The 21,521-nt window shown below is 56.8% G+C and carries 23 protein-coding genes; 3 read left to right on the forward strand and 20 right to left on the reverse strand.

The window, feature by feature from the left end; genetic code table 11:
• Window positions 1-66: 66 nt before the first annotated feature.
• Window positions 67-408, forward strand: a complete 342-nt coding sequence (locus QHL1GM_RS09795) for a hypothetical protein (RefSeq protein ID WP_071694306.1) — start codon at window positions 67-69, stop codon at window positions 406-408.
• Window positions 409-834: 426 nt separating this feature from the next.
• On the opposite strand, the gene QHL1GM_RS09800 is transcribed toward QHL1GM_RS09795, so the two are convergent.
• Both QHL1GM_RS09800 and QHL1GM_RS09805 read right to left on the reverse strand, forming a co-directional pair.
• Window positions 835-2,073, reverse strand: coding sequence for a type II toxin-antitoxin system HipA family toxin (locus QHL1GM_RS09800; protein WP_071694307.1), 1,239 nt, complete (start codon window positions 2,071-2,073; stop codon window positions 835-837).
• Window positions 2,070-2,366, reverse strand: a complete 297-nt coding sequence (locus tag QHL1GM_RS09805; RefSeq protein ID WP_071694308.1) for a helix-turn-helix domain-containing protein — start codon at window positions 2,364-2,366, stop codon at window positions 2,070-2,072. The genes QHL1GM_RS09800 and QHL1GM_RS09805 overlap by 4 nt, the downstream gene beginning before the upstream one ends.
• A 203-nt stretch (window positions 2,367-2,569) precedes the next feature.
• On the opposite strand from QHL1GM_RS09805, the gene QHL1GM_RS09810 reads away from it, so the two are divergent.
• The gene (locus tag QHL1GM_RS09810) at window positions 2,570-3,592 is read left to right on the forward strand and encodes a serine hydrolase (RefSeq protein ID WP_071694309.1); all 1,023 of its coding nucleotides are present in this window, start codon (window positions 2,570-2,572) and stop codon (window positions 3,590-3,592) included.
• A 23-nt stretch (window positions 3,593-3,615) separates the two neighbouring features.
• Here QHL1GM_RS09810 and QHL1GM_RS09815 read toward each other — a convergent pair whose 3' ends face one another.
• The 15 genes from QHL1GM_RS09815 to QHL1GM_RS09885 form a co-directional block, all read right to left on the reverse strand.
• Complete coding sequence (locus QHL1GM_RS09815) at window positions 3,616-4,176, reverse strand: YqhA family protein (RefSeq protein WP_071694310.1); 561 nt, start codon at window positions 4,174-4,176, stop codon at window positions 3,616-3,618.
• Between the two features lie 44 nt (window positions 4,177-4,220).
• Window positions 4,221-4,814 (reverse strand): exopolysaccharide biosynthesis protein, encoded by a 594-nt coding sequence (locus QHL1GM_RS09820; protein ID WP_071694311.1) that lies wholly within the window; start codon window positions 4,812-4,814, stop codon window positions 4,221-4,223.
• Window positions 4,807-5,271 carry a TerB family tellurite resistance protein gene (locus tag QHL1GM_RS09825; RefSeq protein WP_071694312.1) on the reverse strand — a complete coding sequence of 155 codons (465 nt, stop codon included), beginning with the start codon at window positions 5,269-5,271 and terminating at the stop codon, window positions 4,807-4,809. Before QHL1GM_RS09825 ends, QHL1GM_RS09820 begins: the two co-directional genes overlap by 8 nt.
• A 36-nt stretch (window positions 5,272-5,307) precedes the next feature.
• Complete coding sequence (locus QHL1GM_RS09830) at window positions 5,308-6,321, reverse strand: nucleoid-associated protein (protein ID WP_071694313.1); 1,014 nt, start codon at window positions 6,319-6,321, stop codon at window positions 5,308-5,310.
• A 34-nt stretch (window positions 6,322-6,355) separates the two neighbouring features.
• On the reverse strand, window positions 6,356-7,117 hold the full coding sequence (locus QHL1GM_RS09835; RefSeq protein WP_071694314.1) for an ABC transporter permease: 762 nt from the start codon (window positions 7,115-7,117) through the stop codon (window positions 6,356-6,358).
• Window positions 7,114-8,049: an ABC transporter ATP-binding protein gene (locus tag QHL1GM_RS09840; RefSeq protein WP_071694315.1), complete on the reverse strand. Its 936-nt coding sequence runs from the start codon at window positions 8,047-8,049 to the stop codon at window positions 7,114-7,116. The genes QHL1GM_RS09835 and QHL1GM_RS09840 overlap by 4 nt, the downstream gene beginning before the upstream one ends.
• A gap of 83 nt (window positions 8,050-8,132) precedes the next feature.
• A complete protein-coding gene (locus QHL1GM_RS09845; RefSeq protein WP_007112840.1) occupies window positions 8,133-8,411 on the reverse strand; it encodes a peptidylprolyl isomerase in 279 nt (92 codons plus the stop codon).
• Between the two features lie 49 nt (window positions 8,412-8,460).
• Window positions 8,461-9,606, reverse strand: coding sequence for a serine hydrolase (locus tag QHL1GM_RS09850; RefSeq protein WP_071694316.1), 1,146 nt, complete (start codon window positions 9,604-9,606; stop codon window positions 8,461-8,463).
• A 29-nt stretch (window positions 9,607-9,635) separates the two neighbouring features.
• Window positions 9,636-10,760, reverse strand: coding sequence for a heparan-alpha-glucosaminide N-acetyltransferase domain-containing protein (locus QHL1GM_RS09855; RefSeq protein ID WP_071694317.1), 1,125 nt, complete (start codon window positions 10,758-10,760; stop codon window positions 9,636-9,638).
• A gap of 76 nt (window positions 10,761-10,836) precedes the next feature.
• A complete protein-coding gene (locus QHL1GM_RS09860) occupies window positions 10,837-11,607 on the reverse strand; it encodes an SDR family NAD(P)-dependent oxidoreductase (RefSeq protein WP_071694318.1) in 771 nt (256 codons plus the stop codon).
• A 43-nt stretch (window positions 11,608-11,650) separates the two neighbouring features.
• Entirely contained in the window at window positions 11,651-12,814 is a 1,164-nt protein-coding gene (locus QHL1GM_RS09865; RefSeq protein ID WP_071694319.1) for a Gfo/Idh/MocA family protein, read from the reverse strand.
• A gap of 44 nt (window positions 12,815-12,858) precedes the next feature.
• A complete protein-coding gene (locus QHL1GM_RS09870; RefSeq protein ID WP_071694320.1) occupies window positions 12,859-13,911 on the reverse strand; it encodes a sugar phosphate isomerase/epimerase in 1,053 nt (350 codons plus the stop codon).
• 74 nt (window positions 13,912-13,985) lie between these two features.
• The gene (locus tag QHL1GM_RS09875) at window positions 13,986-14,939 is read right to left on the reverse strand and encodes an ABC transporter substrate-binding protein (RefSeq protein WP_071694321.1); all 954 of its coding nucleotides are present in this window, start codon (window positions 14,937-14,939) and stop codon (window positions 13,986-13,988) included.
• A gap of 108 nt (window positions 14,940-15,047) precedes the next feature.
• Entirely contained in the window at window positions 15,048-16,073 is a 1,026-nt protein-coding gene (locus tag QHL1GM_RS09880) for an ABC transporter permease (protein ID WP_175540373.1), read from the reverse strand.
• Window positions 16,066-17,577 (reverse strand): sugar ABC transporter ATP-binding protein, encoded by a 1,512-nt coding sequence (locus QHL1GM_RS09885; RefSeq protein ID WP_071694323.1) that lies wholly within the window; start codon window positions 17,575-17,577, stop codon window positions 16,066-16,068. The genes QHL1GM_RS09880 and QHL1GM_RS09885 overlap by 8 nt, the downstream gene beginning before the upstream one ends.
• A gap of 130 nt (window positions 17,578-17,707) precedes the next feature.
• Here QHL1GM_RS09885 and QHL1GM_RS09890 point away from each other — a divergent pair, with 130 nt between their 5' ends.
• Window positions 17,708-18,919, forward strand: a complete 1,212-nt coding sequence (locus tag QHL1GM_RS09890) for an ROK family transcriptional regulator (protein ID WP_071694324.1) — start codon at window positions 17,708-17,710, stop codon at window positions 18,917-18,919.
• A 6-nt stretch (window positions 18,920-18,925) separates the two neighbouring features.
• Here the strand turns inward: QHL1GM_RS09890 and QHL1GM_RS19675 are convergent, their stop codons facing one another.
• From QHL1GM_RS19675 to QHL1GM_RS09900, 3 genes are read right to left on the reverse strand one after another with little or no spacing between them, the layout of a single operon-like run.
• Window positions 18,926-19,423 carry an SDR family oxidoreductase gene (locus QHL1GM_RS19675; RefSeq protein ID WP_254795282.1) on the reverse strand — a complete coding sequence of 166 codons (498 nt, stop codon included), beginning with the start codon at window positions 19,421-19,423 and terminating at the stop codon, window positions 18,926-18,928.
• Window positions 19,420-19,701 (reverse strand): SDR family NAD(P)-dependent oxidoreductase, encoded by a 282-nt coding sequence (locus tag QHL1GM_RS19680; RefSeq protein WP_254795283.1) that lies wholly within the window; start codon window positions 19,699-19,701, stop codon window positions 19,420-19,422. The genes QHL1GM_RS19675 and QHL1GM_RS19680 overlap by 4 nt, the downstream gene beginning before the upstream one ends.
• Window positions 19,702-19,741: 40 nt before the next feature.
• Window positions 19,742-21,487, reverse strand: coding sequence for an IlvD/Edd family dehydratase (locus QHL1GM_RS09900; protein WP_071694325.1), 1,746 nt, complete (start codon window positions 21,485-21,487; stop codon window positions 19,742-19,744).
• Window positions 21,488-21,521: the final 34 nt, after the last annotated feature.

Consider the following 21,521-nt stretch of genomic DNA (forward strand, 5'->3'; position numbering starts at 1 on the left):
TGCTCTCCTTGGTTTATAATGCGCTGCAACAAGCCCGATTTGGTGCTGACCGCAGGAGAACATACGATGCCTCCCGAACTGACAAAAGAACGCCCTTTAAAAGCGCTTCATGGGCCTTCGACTACTACGAACGTTCAACGTAGCCTTCGCCAATGCTTATCGATTGCCGCTGAGCTGCTCTACGATAACGGCCATGTGTTAGAAACTATTACCCTTCCTCAGCGCGGCTTAGCCCGCCGTGAGCTTTCAGCGCTTAGTTCCGAAGCGCCCACCTGGGCAACCTGCCAACAGGTGATGGAAGCCAGTGAAGCAGCTACCTTCAATGAGCATGGCCGCTTCGTATTGACTCGCCTTGGCCGTGAAATAATGTTTGATATGTTTGGCCAAGGCGCCGCTGATTGCGCTTAACATCTGTTGCTGCCACGCATTGCTGATCAGAAGAGCTTATAAAAGTGGCTCATAAAAAAACCGCCCACAAGCGAAAGCTTCGGGCGGTTTTTTGCTTAGGCTTATTTGTTTAGGCTGATATTTTAATGCCTATCTAAACAAGACCTAATTTTATGTCGCTTAGCGCAGGCCGAGCATCGACAGAATGAACAGCACAACCACGATAAGACCAATAATGTAGATAATATTACGCATAGGGCGCTCCTTGCTTATTGCGTTTTAGGGAAATCAAAGGCTTGCTTACCCATGAGCCAACACCCCCATCCTAGCAGGCTTTTTCTGCTTTTGCGTAATGTCGTTGCATTTCCCTGATAGAAAGTGATTGTTTAGAAAGTGACTGTGCTCGCGTGGACGCAATGTGGTTATCATCAGCGAGTATCCCTAGTGCTATCCGAGGCGTTTGCGGTTCTCGTTGAAGGCGCGCTGAATCATTGTCTGCTGCTTAGCATCGATTTCCAATTCACGGCAAAGGGACGACCAGCCGGAAAGGGCATCAAGGGTTTGCTCAATATAGAGATCCGGATTTAAGTATCGAAAGGGAGCGCAAACCTGTTTGAGCTTTTTGCGGGTCGCCAAGCCTGCACCGCTGATAGATGTGGTGTGCTCATCTGCGTAGCCTCGGACAGGGGCGTAAGTCAGGTCATAAGCAGGAGCTAGTGTCCATCGACCTTGGTCATACAAAAAAGCGAAGTTCTTAGCGTGGTCATCGTGGTTGTGGGTCAGGGCGTTGAACACCATAAGCCTCGCCATACGCTCAACGTCTTCCGCATGGCGCGTAAAAGCGTTGGTTGCTTTCAAGAGATCTGAATAGTCTAGCGATGGAGCGCTGTAATCGGCATAGAGAATACCGCTAGCAGTTATCATGTGAATTTTGCGATTACCGTCGCGATCAAACCGCTGGGCAGAAAAGAAACGCTCGGTTCCCGTTGAGGCGTTGATCTCAATCAGCTGGCTCCCGGCCATTTTCACCCCCGCACGCTCTGCCAACACCGAGTAGGCGTACTCGATGGCACCGGTATCACGGTGCTCGGTTGGCGCACGGAATTTCACTAACCAGTGCTGGTAGCCCGCAGGAAGTTCCTGAAAAGATGTACTGCACTGCTTGCCATCAGAAGATAATGCAACGATCACCTTGGGTCGGGCACCTGCTGGGGATCCACCGGCTAGGCGCAAGGCATCAAGAGTGGCCGCGGTTTCTCCTTCATAGACAGCATTTGCTGCCTGATAGAGTTGGACTAAGTCAATATTATCCTCGTCAGCAGTACGCTCAATAACGGGGCGATACTCCAATGCCCCCATCCCCCTGTCAGCCATATAAGCGAGCCGGTCTAGAGGGGAAATATCTCTCTGGTCTTTTCCATGCTCGGCAAGAAAATAACGATCCATGAGCAGCACACCCCAGCCATCCGGCAGAGAGTCAGCAAATGCTCCCGGTAGCCCAGAGAAAAGAAGTGGGTCAGGCGCCTTCTGTGGTTGAGTAGTGAAATCCATGTTCAGGGGCGACAAATTAAAGCCTTCCGCCACCCACTGGGGGTGATAGGCAAAGTAGATGCCCTGTCGGCTAGCAACCAGTTCCCCCACAGGGTTACCTGCTAACAGCACCTCTACGGTATTGATCCGCTTCATTTTCGCCCCCGGGTGCGCCCTGTCTGTTTGATCTCTTCAAGTGATAGGGGGTGCTCATGCTTGAATAGCTCGGCGATTTGGCGTGTGGCGCCCAGCGCTGTGGCAATCAGCACTAGTCCATCGAGGGTTATTTGCCCACTGGATTCGAATCGTTTAATAGTGGACTCGGAAACACCCGCCATCTGCGCCAAGGTTTTACGGGAAAGATTCTGCGCCAGGCGCGTTTCCCGTGCGTTGTTACCAACCTGCCGGGCCAGTTCGCCAGGGGCAAGTAGAGAGTGAGTTAAGGCCATAGAAAACCTCTCTATAAGGGCTCATTTATAAACCATTATAAACTAAAAATGGTTATAGATAAGCAAATACGACCCTTTAATATATAAGCATTCGCGCCAGATTCAGAAAGCACAACCTGGCCTTACTTCGAGCAGCTATCTGTTGTGGAACCTCTTTGGCTTCTAAACCTCGAACCCTTGCCACTTATACCGAAGGTGTTGTGATGCGCTCTACTGCTTTGCTTGTTTCGTTTGCTGTTATTTCGTTGTTCCCCACCGCCTATGCAGCCGCTAATGAACCCTCTACAAACGCACTTCAGACGCTAGACCAACAAACCAGCCAGCTTGAACGCGTACACAGCGTGGTGGTGGCCTACGATGGTGAGATTGTCCACGAGCTGCACCAGGGTGGGCCGGGGGTGGCGTCACCTGCCAACATTAAGTCGCTGTCCAAAACCGTGCTGGCTGCCATTACCGGCGCGGCGATTGAAGCGGGCATCATTGAGTCACCTGAGCAACCCATGGTGGAGTTGTTTGGCGAGCACCTACCTAGCGGTATTGACCCGCAAGTTGGGGACATTACCGTTGCCCACTTACTCGCCCTGCAGGCGGGGCTGGAGCGCACTTCGGGCAGCAACTATGGTACCTGGGTGGCCAGCGCCAATTGGGTGAACGATGCAATGACGCGCCCATTCGTGGATGAACCCGGCGGGCGAATGCTTTACTCCACCGGCACCAGCCATCTACTTTCCGCCGCGCTCACCCACGCCAGCGGCGAGACAACCCATGCCCTTGCCCAGCGTTTATTAGGTGACCCGCTCAATATCACCATTCGCCCCTGGCTACGCGACCCCCAAGGCATCTATTTTGGCGGCAATGATATGCAGCTCTCACCACGGGCATTGATTGAGGTGGGCGAGCTGTATCGCAACGATGGCATCGTGGTTAATGAGGCAGGAGACGAGCAGCGCGTTCTGCCGGAGGGCTGGGTGGAAGAATCATGGCAACCGCGTGGCACATCGCGCTGGACAGGCGACGGATACGGCTACGGTTGGTTTATTACCCAGTTGGCAGGCGAAGATGTTTACTACGGGCGTGGCTACGGCGGCCAGGCGCTGTTCGTTATTCCAGAGCGTGAGATGACCGTGGTGATCACCTCAGACCCTAATCCACCCTCGCCGGGCGGGCAGTTCCAGCAGCGGCTAAACAGACTCGTAGAAGGGCTGTTATCAGCCAATGAGCAGTAGCTTAGCCAGTTAATCAGCCTCGCTTACTCGCCCTTATGGCCTAGGCTCATCAGGTAAAGCGCGGCTGCCAGCGCCAGCACTGAAAGCGCTAAATAGATAGCTTCTAGGGGCGTGGAAAAGCGGATATCTACCACGGCGCGGAAAAACTCAATAATCACCGCCAGAATCACCACCCGGGCGATTTTGTCTTTCAGTTGGTCTAATGAGGCGACGTTAAAGGGGTGGCGCAGGTTACTCGCTTCGGCTTGATCAATCCGGGAGACAAACAGCCGGTATACACCCAACGCAAAAATCAGCAATACGATGGCAATCAGATAGATATCCACCGCAATAATGATATCGGGCACTAAGCTGTCGTGGATATTCTGGGTCCCACCCACTAGGTAGTAACTCAGTACGTCGGCAACCACTTTGAAAATATCCACCGTGCCGACGATAAACAGCATCAATGAACCCAATAAGCTGGGCACGACCGCCAGCATAACCAGAAAGCGCGAATTCCAAAGCGCCGTTTCAATGCGCCGCTCCCAGTGATTCTGGCTCTCTGGGGGCTTTGGTGGCGGCGTTGAAACCGGATCAGTCATGGCGGTACTCCTTTTTTTATATCAGTTTTTGATATTAGGTTTTGTTATATCAGGCTCATCGTGATGAAGGCGCAGGTGGCGCCGAACAGCGCGAAACCCAGCAGTAGCGCGATACCATCGCGAGCGACCAAGCCTAACCCTAGCAGCGTAAGCGCCAGCCCCGCACCGTTGGCCGAAAAAGGAATAAACTCCATCGGCGGCATCGCCAGAGCGATCAATAAACACACCACGGCGGTCACGCGAATCCCGATGTAGCCCGTCAGCCAAGGTAAACGTACCCGCAATAGCCCATCTATCCAGCGGGCGGGCTTTTTCATCAGTTGAATGCCCTTATCGAACTTTTGCTGGGAAATCGAACGCTTCAGTAACCAACCTGGCAACCAAAACGCTTCACTCCCCGCCAACAGCTGCACGGAAACCAGCAGCACCAACGCGGCCATTAAGGTCGGCATGCCGGGTATATCACCAATAATCGGGGTGAGCGTAATCAGCCCGGCAACCAGCAGCAGCGGCCCAAACGAGCGCCGCCCCACGGCATGAACAACATCGTCAACGCTAACCCGCGAAGCATCCTGCTCCATATGCTCAATTGAGCTGATTAGATCCATTAAATTCGAGTCTTCGTTACGGTTATGCATCGGGTTTATTGCGCTCCTCTACGTGCAGTTTGGTACGGATAAAATCGCTATGGCTAACATGCAGTAAGTCCGCCAAACGACGAATACGGTGCTCTTCTAACGGGTCAACGTTACCGTCGGCCCAGGCCAGTTGCCACATCTGTGCGACCAGCTCACAGCGCTGGTCGTAGTTATAGTGCTCTTTGATCAAGCTAACAAACTGGTAGTGATCGACGGCCTCATCTACTTCGGCTTGCGCCAGCGTCATTAACTCTTCCACATCGCTTGCGCTTAGCCGGTAGCGCTCCATAAGCATAAGGCGCAGCGCGGCAAGCTCTTCGTCGGTGGTGTCATAGTCGGCGCGCACGATTTCACACAGCAGTGCGGCAGTGGCCAGCTCCAAAGTGAGCGTTTGATTTTCGCGCTGATCGGGTTGCGCCAGGGTGCGCTGGAAAAAATCACTAATGGCATTCAGCATAGGGGGCTCCTAGGTAGATGCAGCGTCGTCCTTACCTCAATCCTTCTTGGTAAGCTGCTCTTTTAACTGTTTGGGCACCTGCTTGATAATCAAGCGATCCTGGGCGGCGTCATACTCGATGCTTGAGCCCAACAGGTGGGAATCAAAACTAATCGAGACGCCGCCCGCTCGGCCGGTAAAGCGGCGGAACTGGCTCAAGGTGCGCTTATCGGGGGGAATCTCCGGCGAGAGCCCGTAATCGGCGTTGCGAATATGGTCGTAAAAGGCTTTCGGCTGCTGTTCGTCCACCAGCCCAGAAAGCTCTTCTAAGGTCATTGGCTCGCCACGGCGAAGCTGTTCATTGGCGTAGTCCACCAGCGTGTCGGTTTTTTCACGACTCACCTCGTCGTCGTAATCCTCTTTCTCGACGTAGTCACTAAACGCTTTCAGCAGCGTGCGGGTTTCCGCTGGGGCATCAACGCCCTCTTCCATACCCAGCAATGCAACCAATCCCTCGGCGAGCTTTTTACCGCCACGATCTTTGAGGAACGAAACGTACTGCGCATTTGGCGCATCGCTCTGCCACTGGGTAAGGTTGATGCGTGCCGCCAGGGTAAGCTGGCTGGTATTGAGCTGGGCAGCGGGCACCGCGTGATGGTCATCGTTAATACCAATCCCTTCGCGCTGGTGCACCAAGGCAAACAGCAGCGTTTCGGTATCGCCCTGGCGCTGATGGCTAATTACTAAGTAACCACTTACTGACAGCTGCTCTTGAAGCTGCTTGGCGAGCCGCTCAGCTAGCGCCACTGAAAGCTCGGCAAAGCTTTTATCACCCGCCAAATAGTCGCGCAGCCACATGGCCAGCGGCCCTGCCTGATCACCCTCTTCGGCAAAGCGCCCCCAGCCTTTGGGCTTGGTGTTATAGGTGTCGTTAAGCGCACCCACCAGGCCCGCCATCACCGAGTCGTCACTGGGCGCAGCCTGTTCTGATGGGGGCGCAGCGGTTAGGGTTAGGCGCTCACCGTCAAGCGTTGGGTCAAGGCGGTGCACAATACTTTGCAGTAGCGGCATAAAGGTCTACTAGCTTCCAGGGTTGAAAAAAGAGTCAGGGCTTAAGGCGATAACCGGTACGGAAAATCCAACCAATCGCGACCAGGCAAGCCACCAGAAACAGCGCAATCATGCCCACACTGGCCGCCAAACTAACGTCGCTGATACCGTAAAAACTCCAGCGAAAGCCGCTCACCAGGTAGACTACCGGATTGGCCAGGGTGACCGTTTGCCAAAACGGCGGCAGCATATCGATAGAGTAGAAGCTGCCACCCAAAAAGGTCAGCGGGGTAATCACTAACAGCGGCACCAGCTGCAGCCGGTCAAAGCCATCGGCCCAAATGCCGATGATAAAGCCGAGCAGACTAAAGGTGACGGCGGTTAGCACCAGGAACGTTAGCATCCAGAACGGATGGGCGATTTCTAGCGGTACAAACAAGCCTGAAGTGGCCAAAATAATCAGCCCCAGCAGAATCGATTTAGAGGCCGCCGCCCCTACATAGCCGATCACAATCTCTAAATGCGAGATAGGCGCCGAAAGCAGCTCGTAAATACTGCCGGAAAATTTCGGAAAGAAAATGCCGAAAGAGGCATTTGAGACGCTTTGGGTGAGCAGCATCAGCATAATCAGCCCCGGCACAATAAAGGCGCCGTAGCTAACGCCGTTGATCTCGCTGATACGCGAACCAATGGCGGCACCAAAGACGACAAAGTAGAGCGAGGTAGAGATAACCGGCGAAACAATACTCTGCAATAGCGTGCGGCGCGTACGCGCCATCTCCGCCATATAAATAGCGCGAATAGGATGAAGGTTCATGCGCGCTCCTTAACCAGGTCGACGAAAATATCTTCAAGCGAGCTTTGCCGAGTATTGAGATCTTTGAAGGTAATCTCCTCTCGCTCTAGTGCAGCCAACAGTTCTGAAATACCGTGTCCATCTTCATCCTGACTGCCATCGTAGGTATAGATCAGCTCATACCCTTCAGCGGCCAGGCTTAACTCAAAACGCTGCAGATTAGCCGGCATATCCGTTAGCGGGTTGTGCAAATTCAGGGTTAGCTGTTTGCTGCCCAGCTTGCTCATTAACGCAGCTTTCTCTTCCACCAGCACCAGCTCACCGCGATTGATAACACCGATACGGTCGGCCATCTCTTCGGCTTCTTCGATGTAGTGAGTGGTCAAAATAATCGTCACGCCGTTATCGCGCAGTTGACGCACGACTTCCCACATCTCCCGGCGCAGCTCGACGTCGACCCCGGCGGTGGGCTCATCCAGAAACAGTATGCGCGGCTCGTGGGAGAGCGCTTTGGCGATCAGCACACGGCGTTTCATACCGCCGGAGAGCGTCATCAAGCGGTTGTTGCGCTTATCCCAAAGCGCCAGCGACTTGAGCACTTTTTCGATATGCGCAGGATTGGGCGCTTTGCCAAACAAGCCACGACTGAAACTGACGGTGTTCCAGACGGTTTCAAACGCTTCGTTGGTCAGCTCTTGAGGTACTAACCCAATGCGCTCGCGGGCTTGGCGATAGTGGGTAATATTATCGAAGCCATCGACCAGCACATGACCCGCAGTGGGATTGACCAAGCCGCAGACCACGCTGATCAGGGTGGTTTTGCCCGCCCCATTGGGGCCAAGCAGGGCAAATATCTCGCCACGGTGAATGGTTAAATCAATATGGGTTAACGCCTGAAAGCCACCTTCGTAGGTTTTATTCAGGCCGTTAATGGTAATAATCGGGTCGTTCAAGGCGTACTCCTCACGCCGCGGTCGAGTGACCGCGACGCTTGACGGCCTTTTCGGCGCAATTAAGAGCGTTTGGTTAGGAAAAGTTAAGTGCGTTCAGTAATTTCTAGCAGGTGGTAGCCAAACTGAGTTTTCACCGGGCCGTGTACCTGGCCTACTTCGTCGTTGAAGACGACTTTATCGAACTCAGGCACCATTTGGCCGGGGCCAAAACTACCGAGATCGCCACCTTGACGACTAGAAGGACAGCTGGAGTGCTCTTTAGCGACTTCGGCAAAGTCGCGGCCATTCTGAATTTCTTCTTTCAGTGCTAGGCACTGCTCTTCACTGCTGACCAAAATGTGGCGGGCGCTGGCGCGTGTCATAGATTACTCCTAATTAATTATGTGCTGAGGGGTCATTCGGGGCGGTAGTTTACCACGGCTTACCCAGGGCTCCGCTATAGCGCAACGCTTCGCCCACACGAGCCAAGGCACGTTCGTGAGCGCTTACCGCCTCTGGCCCGCGAGTACAGGTGACAATCACCCAGGGGCCTTCTGCCGCAGTATCCACATCGGTACGCTCGGCAATACCGGCATCGCAGCTGCGCCGCTGCTGAGTGCCGGTTTTATGGGCGAAGCTCACGCTATCGCCCAGGCCCGCTTTAAGACGACGCTTTCCGGAACTGGTTCGCTGCATAAGTGCCAACAACGTTTGCCGCTGCTCGTCACCTAAATCGTCCATGGCACCTCTTTGGTGAACAGGGTGCAGGCTGGCGAGCAGGTCGCCAAAGGCGCTTAGGGTGCCCACGTTTTCACCGGTGGCTTCGTAAGCATCAAACGCATGGTCGTAATCGGGCTGGGTGAAGGATTGCGTGCTAACGCCTAAAGCGCGGGCTAACGCCTGTCCGCGCTGGCTCACTGAGTGCTGTCGCAGGGCGATAAAATCCATTCCGCCAAGCGCGCGCGCGTCAGGGTGGAGTTCGCCGTAAACCCCTTGGCGTACGCCGACCAATTTTGAGATAGGGCCAAGCTCATCGGGGTTGCCACCGCTTGCGGCGATCATCGCCCGGGCGCGTGCGTTAACTTCCGCCAGCCCCACCCGGTCAATCAGCATATCAGTGGCGGTGTTATCGCTGACGGTAATCATCTGCTCCATCAAGTAACGAATAGAGATAGGCGTACCGGGGTCGTGCCAATTGGTGGGCCCCGCGCCATCGACAAAGTCACTACGTGCAAGCGTTAACCGCTCATCCAGTGTCAGCGTGCCCACCTGCCGCTCTGCGAGCACCTGCGCTGCCACCGGTATTTTAATCAGCGAGGCTAAGTACCAAGGGTCATGAGCGCGCCATGAAAACGCTTCGCCACTGGCGAGGTTTTGTACATATACGCCCAGTTGGCCCTCAAAGACACCTTCAATGGCCTTCAAGCGGGCGGTTAAATCGCCTTGCCAAGCGCTCTTTTTATCTACCTCATAGTACCAATTTGTATCGAACCCGGCGGTCTCGTAAACCTCTGCGTAAACAGGGGGCGCAACAAGCAGCGCTAGTGCCACCAGTCCAAATTGTATCCAGTGTCGCAAATCGTCACTCCAACAGTTATTGATCGCTTCTAACGGTGCTTAGCCATCCAACGGGTCAACCAAATCCACGCCGCAGCGCCAAGTATCAACAGGCCGCCCACGCCAAGCGCCTGTGGATAGGTGTACATTCCCTCGCCTTCCCACAAAAATCGCAGCACTAAAAAGATCATCACAATATGGAAAATAAACGCTTTAAGGGCATCTGAACCGACCATCGTCAGCGGCAAAAGTGCCTTTGCTGCTTTGGCGCCACCGGCTAAAGCGAGGGCTAACAGCACCAGCGCACCGCCTAAGCTAAACAGCATAAATTCAAGCCCTGGCGGATGTTTGCCGACGTTGTTGGCCACCGCCAGCATCGCCTCATGTACATCGCCACCAATAAACGCTAACGCATAAAACCCAGCGATCATTAGCACACCCAGCCCCAGAAGGGTCAGCACCAAGCGCCGCCGTGTGGCGGGCTCAAAGTAGCAGCGCAGCAGCGCTTCGCCGATGAGTAGCCCCACCAGAATCAACGGCGCGCGACTGATCTGCCCCCAGGTGTAGTGGTCTTCATGGTCTACCAGCAGTGCCTTCAGTATATCGTTGCCGCCAAAGGTAAGGCTTTGCAGCCAAATAGTCAGCGCGGTTAATGCACCAATGGTGGCGAGTCGGCTCCAGAGTGGCGCCCGCGCCCATAGCGGCAGAATCAGCGGCACCCATAACAGCGCGATGGCGTAGAAACCCAAGATTTCGACCCAAATAGCAAAACGGCCATAGAGAAGCGCATCGACGATCTCGCTTGGCGTGTTGAACGGTAGCATCTCAATGATCAACAGGGCTTTGTACCAGAACCACACTTCTACGGCGCGCAGCCACAGCTTTAACCGGCGTTTAGGCCAATCATCGCTTTGGGTATGGGAGAGAAACGCCACGGCTAGCGCGATGCCAAACACCAGAATAAACAGCGATGAAGAAAATTTGGTCAGAAAATGGATTGGCACCATCCCCCAATCAGGCACATTGCGAATACCCACTAATCCGCTGACCGAGTGGCTGACAATCATCAAGCCGATTGCGATACCACGGGCTAGATCAATCGCTGCTATGCGACCCTCGGCCTTAGGCAGTTGGGGCTTTTCTGTCCATTTTAGGGACGTCCATTTCAGCGGCATTGAGTCATCCTTGTGGGGTGCAAGGGTCAAATCATCACGCAAATCGATGCGTTACGCCATAGTGGAAAGTCTTCCTCTAAGCCCAGCCAGCATCAACCACCAACTCCTGGGCGGTGATGGCCAGGCTTTCGGCGCTGGCTAAAAACAGTACGGCGGGGGCGATATGTTGGGGCTCTAGGCGCATTTTTAGGCATTGGCGTTGTTGAATAGTGGCTTCGTCCTCGGGGCTAATCCACTTTTCGAGCTGCCGTTCGGTCATCACTGCCCCCGGCACCAGCGTATTGACGCGGATATTGTGCTCACCCATATCGCGCGCCAAGCTGCGGGTTAAGCCGTGCACCGCCGCCTTGGCGGTGACGTAAGCGGGCAAGCCGCCCAGCGCCATCTGCACGCTGACCGAGCCGAAGTTAATGATCGAACCGCCGCCTGCTTGCATCATCTGTTCAGCCGCCGCCTGGGCGGCAAAAAACATCGGCCGCAGGTTGAGCGACATGCGCTCATCCCAGTAGGCAACATCCACATCCTGCCAGCAGTGGCGATCATCGCTGGCGGCATTGTTGACCAGGGTATGAATCAGCCCGACGTTTTGGCCGGTATCGGCGATGACCTTTTGCAGACTCGCCACATCGCGAATATCGCAGTGGTGGTAAAGCGGTGGTTCCCCGGCTTCGGCACTCAGCTCGGCGACCAACGCCTCGCTGGCTTCGTCGTTGATATCAACAAACACCACCCGCGCGCCCTGATAATGAAAGGCACGGGTCAGCGACGCGCCAATGCCGCTGCCGCCGCCGGTAATAAAGACCACACGTTGTTCAAGGCTTATATAGCGCGCTGAGTGATGGTTCATAGCGACTCTCTCTTCATTTTATTGTTATCGCCAATACCTATCTTCACATATCTACCCACTGCCCACCGGCGGCGGACGAGGCCAGCGCGCGGGTAATAAAGGTCAAGCCATCGACACCATCGGCTACCCCCGGTGTTTGTAACGCCAGCGCCTCGGCGCGTTCGCCCCGTTGATGGGCGTGAATTTGCACGGCGAAATCGCGATAGAGCTGGGCAAAGGCTTCGAGATAGCCTTCCGGATGCCCCGGTGGGATTCGCACGGCCGCCATGGCCGCTTCGCCCAGGCCCGGGCCGTTGCGGGTCAAGATCCGTGGAGGCTCTCCCAGCGGCGAATGGATTAACTGATTGGGCGCTTCCTGGCGCCAGGCAAGGCCACCTTTGCTGCCATACACGCGTAGCTGCAGACCGTTTTCGTTGCCCGGTGCGACCTGGCTCGACCACAGCATGCCCCGCGCGCCGCCCTTGAAGCGCAGCAGCATATGCACGTTGTCATCCAGCGCGCGGCCTTCCAAAAAGGTGTGCATATCGGCGGCGAGTGATTCGAGCTCCAGACCGGTCACATAGCGCGCCAGGTGGTAGGCGTGAGTGCCTATATCGCCCAAACAGCCCGCCGGGCCACTGCGTTTGGGGTCGGTGCGCCACTCGGCTTGCTTGACGCCGCTCTCTTCCAGTCGGGTGGATAGCCAGTCTTGCGGGTACTCCACCTGAACGACACGAAGCTCGCCTAGCTCACCGTTGGCGACCATGTCGCGGGCTTGGCGTACCAGCGAGTAGCCGGAGTAGTTATGGGTCAAGCCGAAGAACAGTCTAGTACGTTCCACCAGTTCAGAAAGGGTTTGCGCCTCTTCCAGGGTGATCGTCATCGGCTTGTCGCAGATGACGTGAAAGCCCGCTTCCAGAAAGGTGCGCGCTACGTCGAAGTGCACATGGTTGGGGGTCACAATGGCGACCACGTCGATACCATCCGAGCGCTTGCGCTCCGCTTCGGCCATGGTTTGGTAGTCGGGGTAGGCGCGATCGGCGTCAACGTGGAGCTCCGCGGCGGCGGCCCGGCTGCGCTCGGGGTCAGACGCAAAGGCCCCGGCGACCAGCTCGTAGTGGTCATCTAACCTTGCGGCGATGCGGTGTACCCCTCCAATAAACGCGCCCTGGCCGCCGCCGACCATGCCCAGGCGAAGCCGACGCGGCGTGTCGTGTTGATTGCTCATGTCGTATTGCCCTTCCCTTTGGTTGAATTAGTTGAGGCTCGTTATTAAAGACCGAGGATGCGGCGATTGGCGGCTTGGTCGGAGCCGCCGTCAGCGAAGTCATCAAAGGCCCGCTCGGTCACTTCAATAATGTGATCGCGGATAAAGGTGGCGCCTTCCCGAGCGCCGACTTCGGGGTGCTTCAAGCAGCACTCCCACTCCAGCACCGCCCAGCCGTGGTAGTCGTTGGCTGCCATCCAGGAGAAGATCGACTTGAAGTCGATTTGACCATCGCCCAGGGAGCGGAACCGGCCCGCGCGCTCCGTCCACGACTGGTAGCCGGAGTAGACGCCCTGCTTAGGGCTGGGATTAAACTCGGCGTCCTTAACGTGAAACATCTGAATATGGTCGCGATAGACGTCCAGGAAGCCGCGGTAGTCGAGCTGCTGCAGAATCAGATGGCTGGGGTCGTAAAGAATATGGCAGCGCGGGTGGTTGCCGACTCGCTCAAGGAACATTTCAAAGGTGATGCCGTCGTGCAGGTCTTCCCCCGGATGGATCTCGTAGCAGAGGTTCACGCCCGCCTCTTCAAAGGTGTCCAGAATCGGGCGCCAGCGTTTAGCCAGCTCGTCAAAAGCGGTTTCGACCAAGCCCGCCGGACGCTGGGGCCAGGGATAGATAAACGGCCACGCCAGCGACCCGGAAAAGGTGCCGTGGTCGGTGAGTCCCAGGTTTTGCGATGCCTTGGCGGCCAGCTTGAGCTGATCAACCGCCCACTCCTGGCGCGCTTTGGGATTACCGCGCACTTCGGGTACCGCGAAGCCGTCGAACATCTCATCGTAAGCGGGATGTACGGCGACTAACTGGCCCTGAAGATGAGTGGAGAGTTCGGTGAGCGCTAAGCCGTGTTCGGCCAGAGTACCTTTGATCTCGTCGCAGTAGGTGCGGCTCTCGGCGGTGCGCTTGAGATCGATCATGCGTGCATCCCAACTGGGAATCTGCACGCCCTTATAACCCAGCCCCGACGCCCAGGCGGCAATGCTATCAAGACTATTAAAAGGGGCTTCGTCACCGGCGAACTGGGCGAGAAAGAGCGCAGGCCCTTTGATGGTTTTCATAGGACTCTCTCAGTGAAATCTAAATGACGTGAGTAGAGGAGCGCGGGCGGCTTCACCCGCGCCTTTTGGTCAGATCAGAACGGCGAGTCGGGGAAGTAGTACTGCTCGGCGTTCTCCTCGGTGATCAGCGGTGAGCCTAGAATGTACTCACCCAATACCGGGCCATTGGAGACAAAGTGCTGCACGGTCAGATCCATGGCGGTGGCGATCATGGCGGGCGGATAAAGCACGTCCACCGGCACCAGCTCGTCGCCTTCCATGACCCGCTTGATGATGTCCTTCATGCCCGCACCACCGACGATAAACAGCTCGTCTTCACGATCCGCCTGGCGCACTGCTTCAATGACTCCAAGGGCGATATCGTCATCCTGGGCCCAGACGGCGTCGATATTGTCAAAGCGCGATAGGTAGTCCTGCATCACTTCAAAGCCATCATCGCGGTTCCAGTTGGCGTGCTGCATATCGAGGATATTGACCTCGGAGCCCTCGATCGCCTCTTGGAAGCCTTGCACCCGCTCATCGTCGATCACCGTGGGAATACCGCGCAGCACCACAATGTCGCCCTGATCATCAAGGCGCTCGCGGATGTACTCGCCGGAAACACGGCCTAACTCATGATTGTTGCCCGCCACATAGAGATCCTGGATTCCCTCTTCCGTCAGGCCTCGATCCACCACGGTGACGAATACCCCGGACTCTTTAACCCGGCGCACCGGATCGGTCAGTGGGCCAGATTCAAACGGCAGCACCACCAACGCGTCGATGTTGCGCAGCGACACCAAGTCTTCGAGGTCATTGGCCTGCTCTCCCGCCGTGCCTGCAGTGGAGATGGTGATCTCAATGTCAGGATAGAGCTCCTCAAGGCGCTTTTTAGCCTCTTCGGCGTGGTAGTTAACGCCGCCCGTCCAACCATGGGTGGCGGCGGGAATGGATACGCCGATGGTATATTCCTGGGCAACGGCGGCGCCGGAAAGGCCTATTGCTGCCGAAGCAACGAACGTCGCCACTGCTGTTTTGATGGTTCGCATAGTGATGCTCCTTTCGTGTTTGTAATTGTTTTGCTGTTTGTACTTGCTGTTTTTAGTTGCTGTGTTGCGAGCTGCTTGTGGTTGATTTGGCACTGATGGCTAGTGACTTTATGGTCCTGTTTTCCTCCATGACGCACGCTGCAGGTAAACCGCCACAATGATGATGATCCCCTGCACCGTACCGTTGAGATAGTTGGAAATGGCGTCGGTCAAATTAAGAATATTGCCAATCATGGTCAGCATGATGGCGCCCACCACCGTGCCCCAGATGCGCCCATGCCCGCCCTTGAGCATGGTGCCGCCGATGATGACCGCGGCAATCGCCTCCAGCTCCCAAAGCACCCCGGTAGCGCCAGATGCCGAGCCCAGCCGGGGCACATAGATAATCGTCGCCAATGCCACGCACACGCCTTGCAGCATGTAGGTCATGGTTTTGATGCGGTCGACGTGAATAGCGCTATATTCGGCGACTTTTTCGTTGGAGCCGATGGCAAAGCAGTAGCGCCCGAAGCGTGTGTAGTTGAGCAGGATGTAGCCAATAATCGCGACCGCCAGAAACACCCATACTGGAAAGGTGATGCCCAGAAAGCTGCCGTAATACACCGGGCGGTAGATATCGCGCACTGCCCAATCCAGGGTGAGGGTGCCGCCATCGGCGAGGTACGTCACCAGTGAGCGGTAAATCCCCATGGTGCCGAGGGTGACGATAAACGCCTCAATCTTGCCTTTGGTCGTCACCATGCCGTTGATAAAGCCCGCGCACAGCCCGAGCAGCAGCGAGGCGCCCACGCCGAACAGCACGGTGGTCAGCCCCGCGCCAAACTGCTCGACGAGGCTGTTCATCAAAATAATCATCACCCCGGCAATAAAGGCCGCCATCGCCCCTACCGAAAGATCCAACCCGCCGGCGGTAATCACGAAGGTGGCGCCGATGGCAATAATGCCGATAAAGGCACTGCGGGTGAGCATGTTCGAGAGATTATCCAGCCCCAAAAAAGCCGGATTAATCAGCACGCCCAGTAGCGCCAGAACCACCAGTGCTACAAAGGGTCCCCAGGTTTTCAGATCTATGGCGAAGCCTTTTTGCTTGATCATTTTATTAGCTGCTTTGTCAGTCGTTTTGTTATTAGCCATGACGCTGCTCATCGACCTCTACTCCCTTAATCCCGGATGCGTACTGCATGATTTCGTGTTCGTTAATTTGCTCGCCTTCCAGCACCCCGGTGAGCACCCCGGCGCACATTACCGCTACCCGGTGGGAAAGGCCGATCAGCTCGCCCATTTCTGAAGAGATCAATACCACCGAGCAGCCCGCCTCGGTTAATTCATGGATAAAGTGATAGATCTGGTGCTTGGTACCTACATCGATGCCCCGGGTCGGTTCGTTGATAATCACGATTTCCGGGTCGATGGACATCACCTTGGCGAGCAGCAGCTTCTGCTGATTACCGCCGGAGAGTTCGGCGGCGGTTCGCGCTGCCGTCCGCAGGCGGATATCAAAGCGCTGGATAGCCTGCTGAAAGGCCTGCTCTTCACGGCGGCGGTCGATAAGCGGATGACAGTGAGCGCGTAAATTGAGCAGTGTAACGTTGGAGCGCAGATCCATATTGAGCACCAAGCCCTTGCCCTTGCGATCCTCGGTGAGATAAGCAATTCGCTGGTGCACCGCATCGCGCAGGTGGCGCAATACCACCGGCTGGCCATTGCGCAGCACCTGACCGGCGCTTTTACTACGCAGACCCAGCACGGCTTCAAGCAGCGCGGTTCGCCCAGCGCCGACCACCCCGCCAAACCCCAGCACTTCCCCTCTGCGCAGGGTAAAGCTGGCCTGTTTAACAGCGCCGGGCACCACCATATCCCGCGCTTCCAGTACCACCGGCGCATCGTCAGGAAGCTGCGTACGGGGTGGGTACATTTCCGTGATCTCACGCCCCACCATCAGCCGCGCCAGCTCCTCTTTGCTGCGCCCGGCCATGGGGCCGCTATCCACCAAATGGCCGTCGCGCAGCACCGTCACGCGGTCGGCAATCTGCTCAATTTCACGCAGCTTGTGGGAGATATACAGAATCGCCACGCCACGCTGGCGCAGGCGGGCAATCAGTGCGAACAGCACCTTTACTTCGTTTTCAGTCAGAGTGGCAGTGGGTTCGTCCATAATCAGCACGCGCACGTCGCGGGTGATCGCCTTGGCGATTTCCACCATCTGCTGATCGGAAGTGCTTAAGTCTTTCACTCGAGCGCGTGGATCGACGTGGGTTTCAAGCTCCTCCAGCGCCGCCCGGCTTTGTTCCCGCATGGCTCGCCGATCCAGAAACAGCCCCCGGCGCAGCTCGCGGCCCAAGAAGATGTTCTCCTCTACGCTGAGCTGTTCCGCCAACGCCAGCTCCTGGTGAATCATCACCACGCCGTCGGCCTCCGCCTCACCGCTGGAGCGATAGTGCCGTTGGCTGCCGTCCACCAATACCTCGCCTGAGGTGGGGCGAAGGTATCCGGCCAGGATTTTTACCAGGGTCGATTTACCGGCGCCGTTCTCACCCAGTAGGGCATGCACTTCGCCCGCCTGCAGGTCGAGATCAACGTCGAATAACACTTGGTTTTCACCAAACGAGCGGCAGAGTTTGCGCGCTGATAACAGCATGGGGCCACCTGATGAAGTCTGTTGTTATTGTGTTGGAGGCTTATCAACATTGATTGCTTTAGGTTGATGCTTGATTTACTTTAGGTGCTAAAATAAATACTTGCATATGCAACTTAGGTCGCACGTCCCTATGGCTCTTTCATCGACTGATACTAGCCGCATCGACAACACTCTGGCGGTGATCCGCACCCTCCGAGACCAAGGGCCGGTGGCACGCACCGATCTGGGCAAACTCAATGGCATTAGCTCTGCTACCGTCACCTCAATTAGCGCCGAGCTGCTCCAGCAGGGGTTGATCAGTGAGCGCCCACCCGAAACACCCCGCTCCAACGGGCGTGGACGACCGAAAACCCTGATTGAACTCGAGCCTAATGCCGCCTGCGTGGTGTGCATCAAGCTATCGATCAATGAGATCCAACTGGTGGTGGGCGACTTTTCGGGCCAGGTTCGCCATAGCGAGCTCCACGCGGTGCCCACCTTGACGTTGAGCGCCGACGACCTGGAAGCACTGTTGGAAGACAAGATCAGCGCTGTTTGCACTCAACAGCTGAAAGGTTTTCAACGCTTGGCGGGGATCTGTTTGGCGGTGCAGGGCGTGGTGTCGTCGCAGAGCGGTACGATTATCTGGTCACCCGCTTTAAGTTTCCGTAACGCACCGATCTCGGCGCGTTTAGCGGAGCGTTTTCACTGCAGCGTCCTGCTGGAGAACGATGCCAACTGTATCGCCAGCGTTTTAGCGGCACAGCCCGCCTATGCAGACTGCCCCAATTTGGTGGTTATTATGCTGGGCTACGGCATCGGCATGTCGGTACTAATTAACGGCGTGCCTTATCTCGGCGCCAATGGCTCGGCGGCCGAGTTTGGGCATAGCAAATACCAGCCCGATGGTGCACTTTGCGCCTGCGGTCGACGGGGCTGCATTGAAGCCTACGCCAGCGACTACGCGCTTTATCGCGCCGCCGCCGATCACTTAGAACTCCCCTCTGGCGACAGCGCCCACCCTTCAGAGCAGCAAATGCAAGCGCTTACGCAACTGGCTTTACAAGGCGACTCCGTGGCTCAGCGCATCTATGCCGAGGCTGGCCGGGCGTTGGGTTTCGGCATTGCCAATGTGCTGGCGCTATTCAACCCCGATCTAGTCCTGATTACCGGTTCCGGCGTGCGCGGTTTTGACGCCATGCAGCCCGCCATGCACAGCGCCATTGATGACGCCCTGGTGGCCGAACTGATGGGCACCACCCGCATCGAAAGCTGCGCCTGGGAGCGCGACATGACCTGCATGGGCGGTATCGCCCTGGCGCTACACGCTACCGATACCCAGACGCTGCTGGATAGCGACTAATGGGTGTCAGTCGTGATAAACCACGCTTCGCCCACCATCAATGGTCAGGCAGCTTGCGTTAATAAAGGGCGCTTCATCTGAGGCAAGAAAGACCACCGTCATGGCCACTTCCTCAGGCTGCCCCAACCGCCCTGGCGGCAGCAACGCTTCGATGCGGGCCTTCGCCGCAGCGGGGTCATCGAACGTCTGCCAATGCGCCTCTACCGCCGGGGTGGCGATATAGCCCGGCGCAATCGCATTGACCCGCACACCGCGTGGAGCATATTCAATGCCGAGTGCCCGGGTTAAACCAATCAAACCGTGTTTGGCCACCGGGTAGGGAAAACAGCCGGGAATAATCGAGAAGCTGTGGGTGGAGGCTATGTTGATAATGGCACCGCCACCCTGCTCCAGCATATCCGGCAATACTGCCCGGCTGCAGTGCCAGGCGCCTTCAAGATCGACCGCGAGGCAGCGCTGCCAGGCGTCGTCCGGCATGGCGAGCGGCTCATGAAAGACATTCATTCCGGCATTATTGCCAGCGTCGTCAGCGGCCCGTTAATCTCCCGCACCCGCGCTACGGCAGCTTCCACCGCCGTTCGGTCGGCAATATCGGCGACCAGGGCCTGGGCATGGTGGCCTTCCCCACGCAGCTCTTCCGCCAGCCGTTCGACGCTGTCACCATCCAGGTCCAGCAAGGCGACCGTGGCGCCCTCCCGAGCACAGGCCTCGGCTACAGCCCGGCCAATGCCTGTGGCGGCCCCGGTCACCAGAACATGCTTGGCGGCCAATCTGGCGGTCATGGTATTTCCTCTGGTCTACTATCAATTGGCCAGTTAGACATCAATGCGAATGACGCGGTACCTCGGAACCTCGACAGCCGACCAGGAAGTCGAAGTCGCAGCCCTCGTCCGCCTGGAGCACCCGCTCGATATACAGTTGGCGGTAGCCGCCCTGGCTGGCGATAAGCGTTGATGCAGCGGTGGGATCGCTTTCGGCCAGGCGCGAGGCCAGTTCTTCATCGCTTACATCCAGGTGCAGCCGGCCGCTTGCGCAGTCGAGCTCGATCCAGTCGCCGTTGCGCACTGCAGCCAGCGGGCCACCCGCCGCGGCTTCCGGAGCAACGTGCAGCACTACGGTGCCATACGCCGTGCCGCTCATGCGGGCATCGGAAATACGCACCATATCGGTAATGCCCTGGGCGAGGATTTTGGGGGGTAGGCCCATATTGCCCACCTCGGCCATGCCGTGATAACCCCGCGGGCCACAGTGTTTCATGACCAGAATGTCGTTGGCTTCCACGTCCAAGTCTGGGTCGTTGATGCGCGCTTTATAGTCGTCGAAGTCCTCGAAGACCACCGCGCGGCCACGGTGCTGCATGAGTTCGGCGGTGGCTGCCGAGGGCTTGAGCACCGCGCCGTTGGGAGCCAGGTTGCCGCGCACCACGCAGATACCACCGTCCGCGGTGAGAGGATTGTCCAGCGGACGGATGACCTCATCGTTATACAGCGGGGCGTCTTGGACGTTTTCCCACAGGGTTTTGCCGTTGACGGTTAACGCTTCTTTGAAGGGCAGCCGGTCGGCCTCGCCCAGGCGCTTGAGCACGGCAGGTAGGCCACCAGCGTAGTAGAACTCCTCCATCAAAAACCGCCCCGAAGGCTGCAGATCCACTACCGTAGGAGTACCGCGCCCTACCCGGCTCCAGTCGTCCAGGGTCAGATCGACGCCGATGCGCCCGGCAATCGCCTTGAGATGTATCACCGCATTGGTGGATCCACCAATCGCCGCATTGGCGCGAATGGCGTTATCGAAGGCTTGTTTGGTGAGGATTTTGGAGAGCCGCAGGTCTTCGTTGACCATCTCGACAATCCGGTTGCCGGAAAGATGGGCAAGCACGTAGCGGCGTGAGTCCACCGCGGGGATCGCCGCGTTGTGTGGCAGCGAAGTGCCCAATGCTTCGGCCATGCAGGCCATGGTAGAGGCTGTGCCCATGGTGTTACAGGTACCGGCAGAACGGGACATGCCCGCCTCGGCGGCCATAAAGTCATGGAGTGAAATCTCGCCGGCCTTAACCTGCTCTGAGAGCTTCCAGACCACGGTGCCGGAACCAATGTCCTTACCTTTGTGCTTGCCGTTGAGCATTGGCCCACCAGTGACCACGATGGTGGGGATATCGCAACTTGCCGCGCCCATCAGCAGTGCCGGAGTAGTTTTATCGCAGCCCACCAGTAGTACCACGCCATCCATGGGGTTGCCGCGAATGGCTTCTTCCACATCCATGCTGGCCAGGTTACGGGTGAACATGGCCGTGGGGCGCAGGTTGGATTCACCGTTGGAAAACACCGGAAACTCTACCGGGTAGCCGCCTGCCTCAAGGATGCCCTGTTTGACATGCTCCGCCAGCTTACGGAAGTGGGCGTTGCAGGGCGTCAGCTCCGACCAAGTATTGCAGATACCGATAATCGGCTTGCCCTGAAACTCATGGTCGGGGATGCCCTGGTTTTTCATCCAACTGCGGTACATAAATCCGTTCTTATCGGCGGTACCGAACCATTGGGCAGAGCGTAATGGGCGCTGACGATCAGACATAACAAAGCCTCCGTAAAAACCGGGAAAAGAGTGG

It is taken from the genome of Halomonas sp. QHL1 (assembly GCF_001882345.1).
Taxonomy (GTDB): domain Bacteria; phylum Pseudomonadota; class Gammaproteobacteria; order Pseudomonadales; family Halomonadaceae; genus Vreelandella.

What these genes read in the sequence shown, in the direction of transcription:
- QHL1GM_RS09795 (WP_071694306.1), top strand. Translation starts at nt 67, where the DNA reads ATGCCTCCCGAACTGACAAAAGAACGCCCTTTAAAAGCGCTTCATGGG.
- QHL1GM_RS19680 (WP_254795283.1), bottom strand. Translation starts at nt 19,701, where the DNA reads ATGACCGCCAGATTGGCCGCCAAGCATGTTCTGGTGACCGGGGCCGCC.
- QHL1GM_RS09880 (WP_175540373.1), bottom strand. Translation starts at nt 16,073, where the DNA reads ATGGCTAATAACAAAACGACTGACAAAGCAGCTAATAAAATGATCAAG.
- QHL1GM_RS09890 (WP_071694324.1), top strand. Translation starts at nt 17,708, where the DNA reads ATGGCTCTTTCATCGACTGATACTAGCCGCATCGACAACACTCTGGCG.
- QHL1GM_RS09875 (WP_071694321.1), bottom strand. Translation starts at nt 14,939, where the DNA reads ATGCGAACCATCAAAACAGCAGTGGCGACGTTCGTTGCTTCGGCAGCA.
- QHL1GM_RS09855 (WP_071694317.1), bottom strand. Translation starts at nt 10,760, where the DNA reads ATGCCGCTGAAATGGACGTCCCTAAAATGGACAGAAAAGCCCCAACTG.
- QHL1GM_RS09870 (WP_071694320.1), bottom strand. Translation starts at nt 13,911, where the DNA reads ATGAAAACCATCAAAGGGCCTGCGCTCTTTCTCGCCCAGTTCGCCGGT.
- QHL1GM_RS09815 (WP_071694310.1), bottom strand. Translation starts at nt 4,176, where the DNA reads ATGACTGATCCGGTTTCAACGCCGCCACCAAAGCCCCCAGAGAGCCAG.
- QHL1GM_RS09860 (WP_071694318.1), bottom strand. Translation starts at nt 11,607, where the DNA reads ATGAACCATCACTCAGCGCGCTATATAAGCCTTGAACAACGTGTGGTC.
- QHL1GM_RS09900 (WP_071694325.1), bottom strand. Translation starts at nt 21,487, where the DNA reads ATGTCTGATCGTCAGCGCCCATTACGCTCTGCCCAATGGTTCGGTACC.
- QHL1GM_RS09835 (WP_071694314.1), bottom strand. Translation starts at nt 7,117, where the DNA reads ATGAACCTTCATCCTATTCGCGCTATTTATATGGCGGAGATGGCGCGT.
- QHL1GM_RS09810 (WP_071694309.1), top strand. Translation starts at nt 2,570, where the DNA reads ATGCGCTCTACTGCTTTGCTTGTTTCGTTTGCTGTTATTTCGTTGTTC.
- QHL1GM_RS09865 (WP_071694319.1), bottom strand. Translation starts at nt 12,814, where the DNA reads ATGAGCAATCAACACGACACGCCGCGTCGGCTTCGCCTGGGCATGGTC.
- QHL1GM_RS19675 (WP_254795282.1), bottom strand. Translation starts at nt 19,423, where the DNA reads ATGAATGTCTTTCATGAGCCGCTCGCCATGCCGGACGACGCCTGGCAG.
- QHL1GM_RS09845 (WP_007112840.1), bottom strand. Translation starts at nt 8,411, where the DNA reads ATGACACGCGCCAGCGCCCGCCACATTTTGGTCAGCAGTGAAGAGCAG.
- QHL1GM_RS09820 (WP_071694311.1), bottom strand. Translation starts at nt 4,814, where the DNA reads ATGCATAACCGTAACGAAGACTCGAATTTAATGGATCTAATCAGCTCA.
- QHL1GM_RS09825 (WP_071694312.1), bottom strand. Translation starts at nt 5,271, where the DNA reads ATGCTGAATGCCATTAGTGATTTTTTCCAGCGCACCCTGGCGCAACCC.
- QHL1GM_RS09800 (WP_071694307.1), bottom strand. Translation starts at nt 2,073, where the DNA reads ATGAAGCGGATCAATACCGTAGAGGTGCTGTTAGCAGGTAACCCTGTG.
- QHL1GM_RS09885 (WP_071694323.1), bottom strand. Translation starts at nt 17,577, where the DNA reads ATGCTGTTATCAGCGCGCAAACTCTGCCGCTCGTTTGGTGAAAACCAA.
- QHL1GM_RS09830 (WP_071694313.1), bottom strand. Translation starts at nt 6,321, where the DNA reads ATGCCGCTACTGCAAAGTATTGTGCACCGCCTTGACCCAACGCTTGAC.
- QHL1GM_RS09805 (WP_071694308.1), bottom strand. Translation starts at nt 2,366, where the DNA reads ATGGCCTTAACTCACTCTCTACTTGCCCCTGGCGAACTGGCCCGGCAG.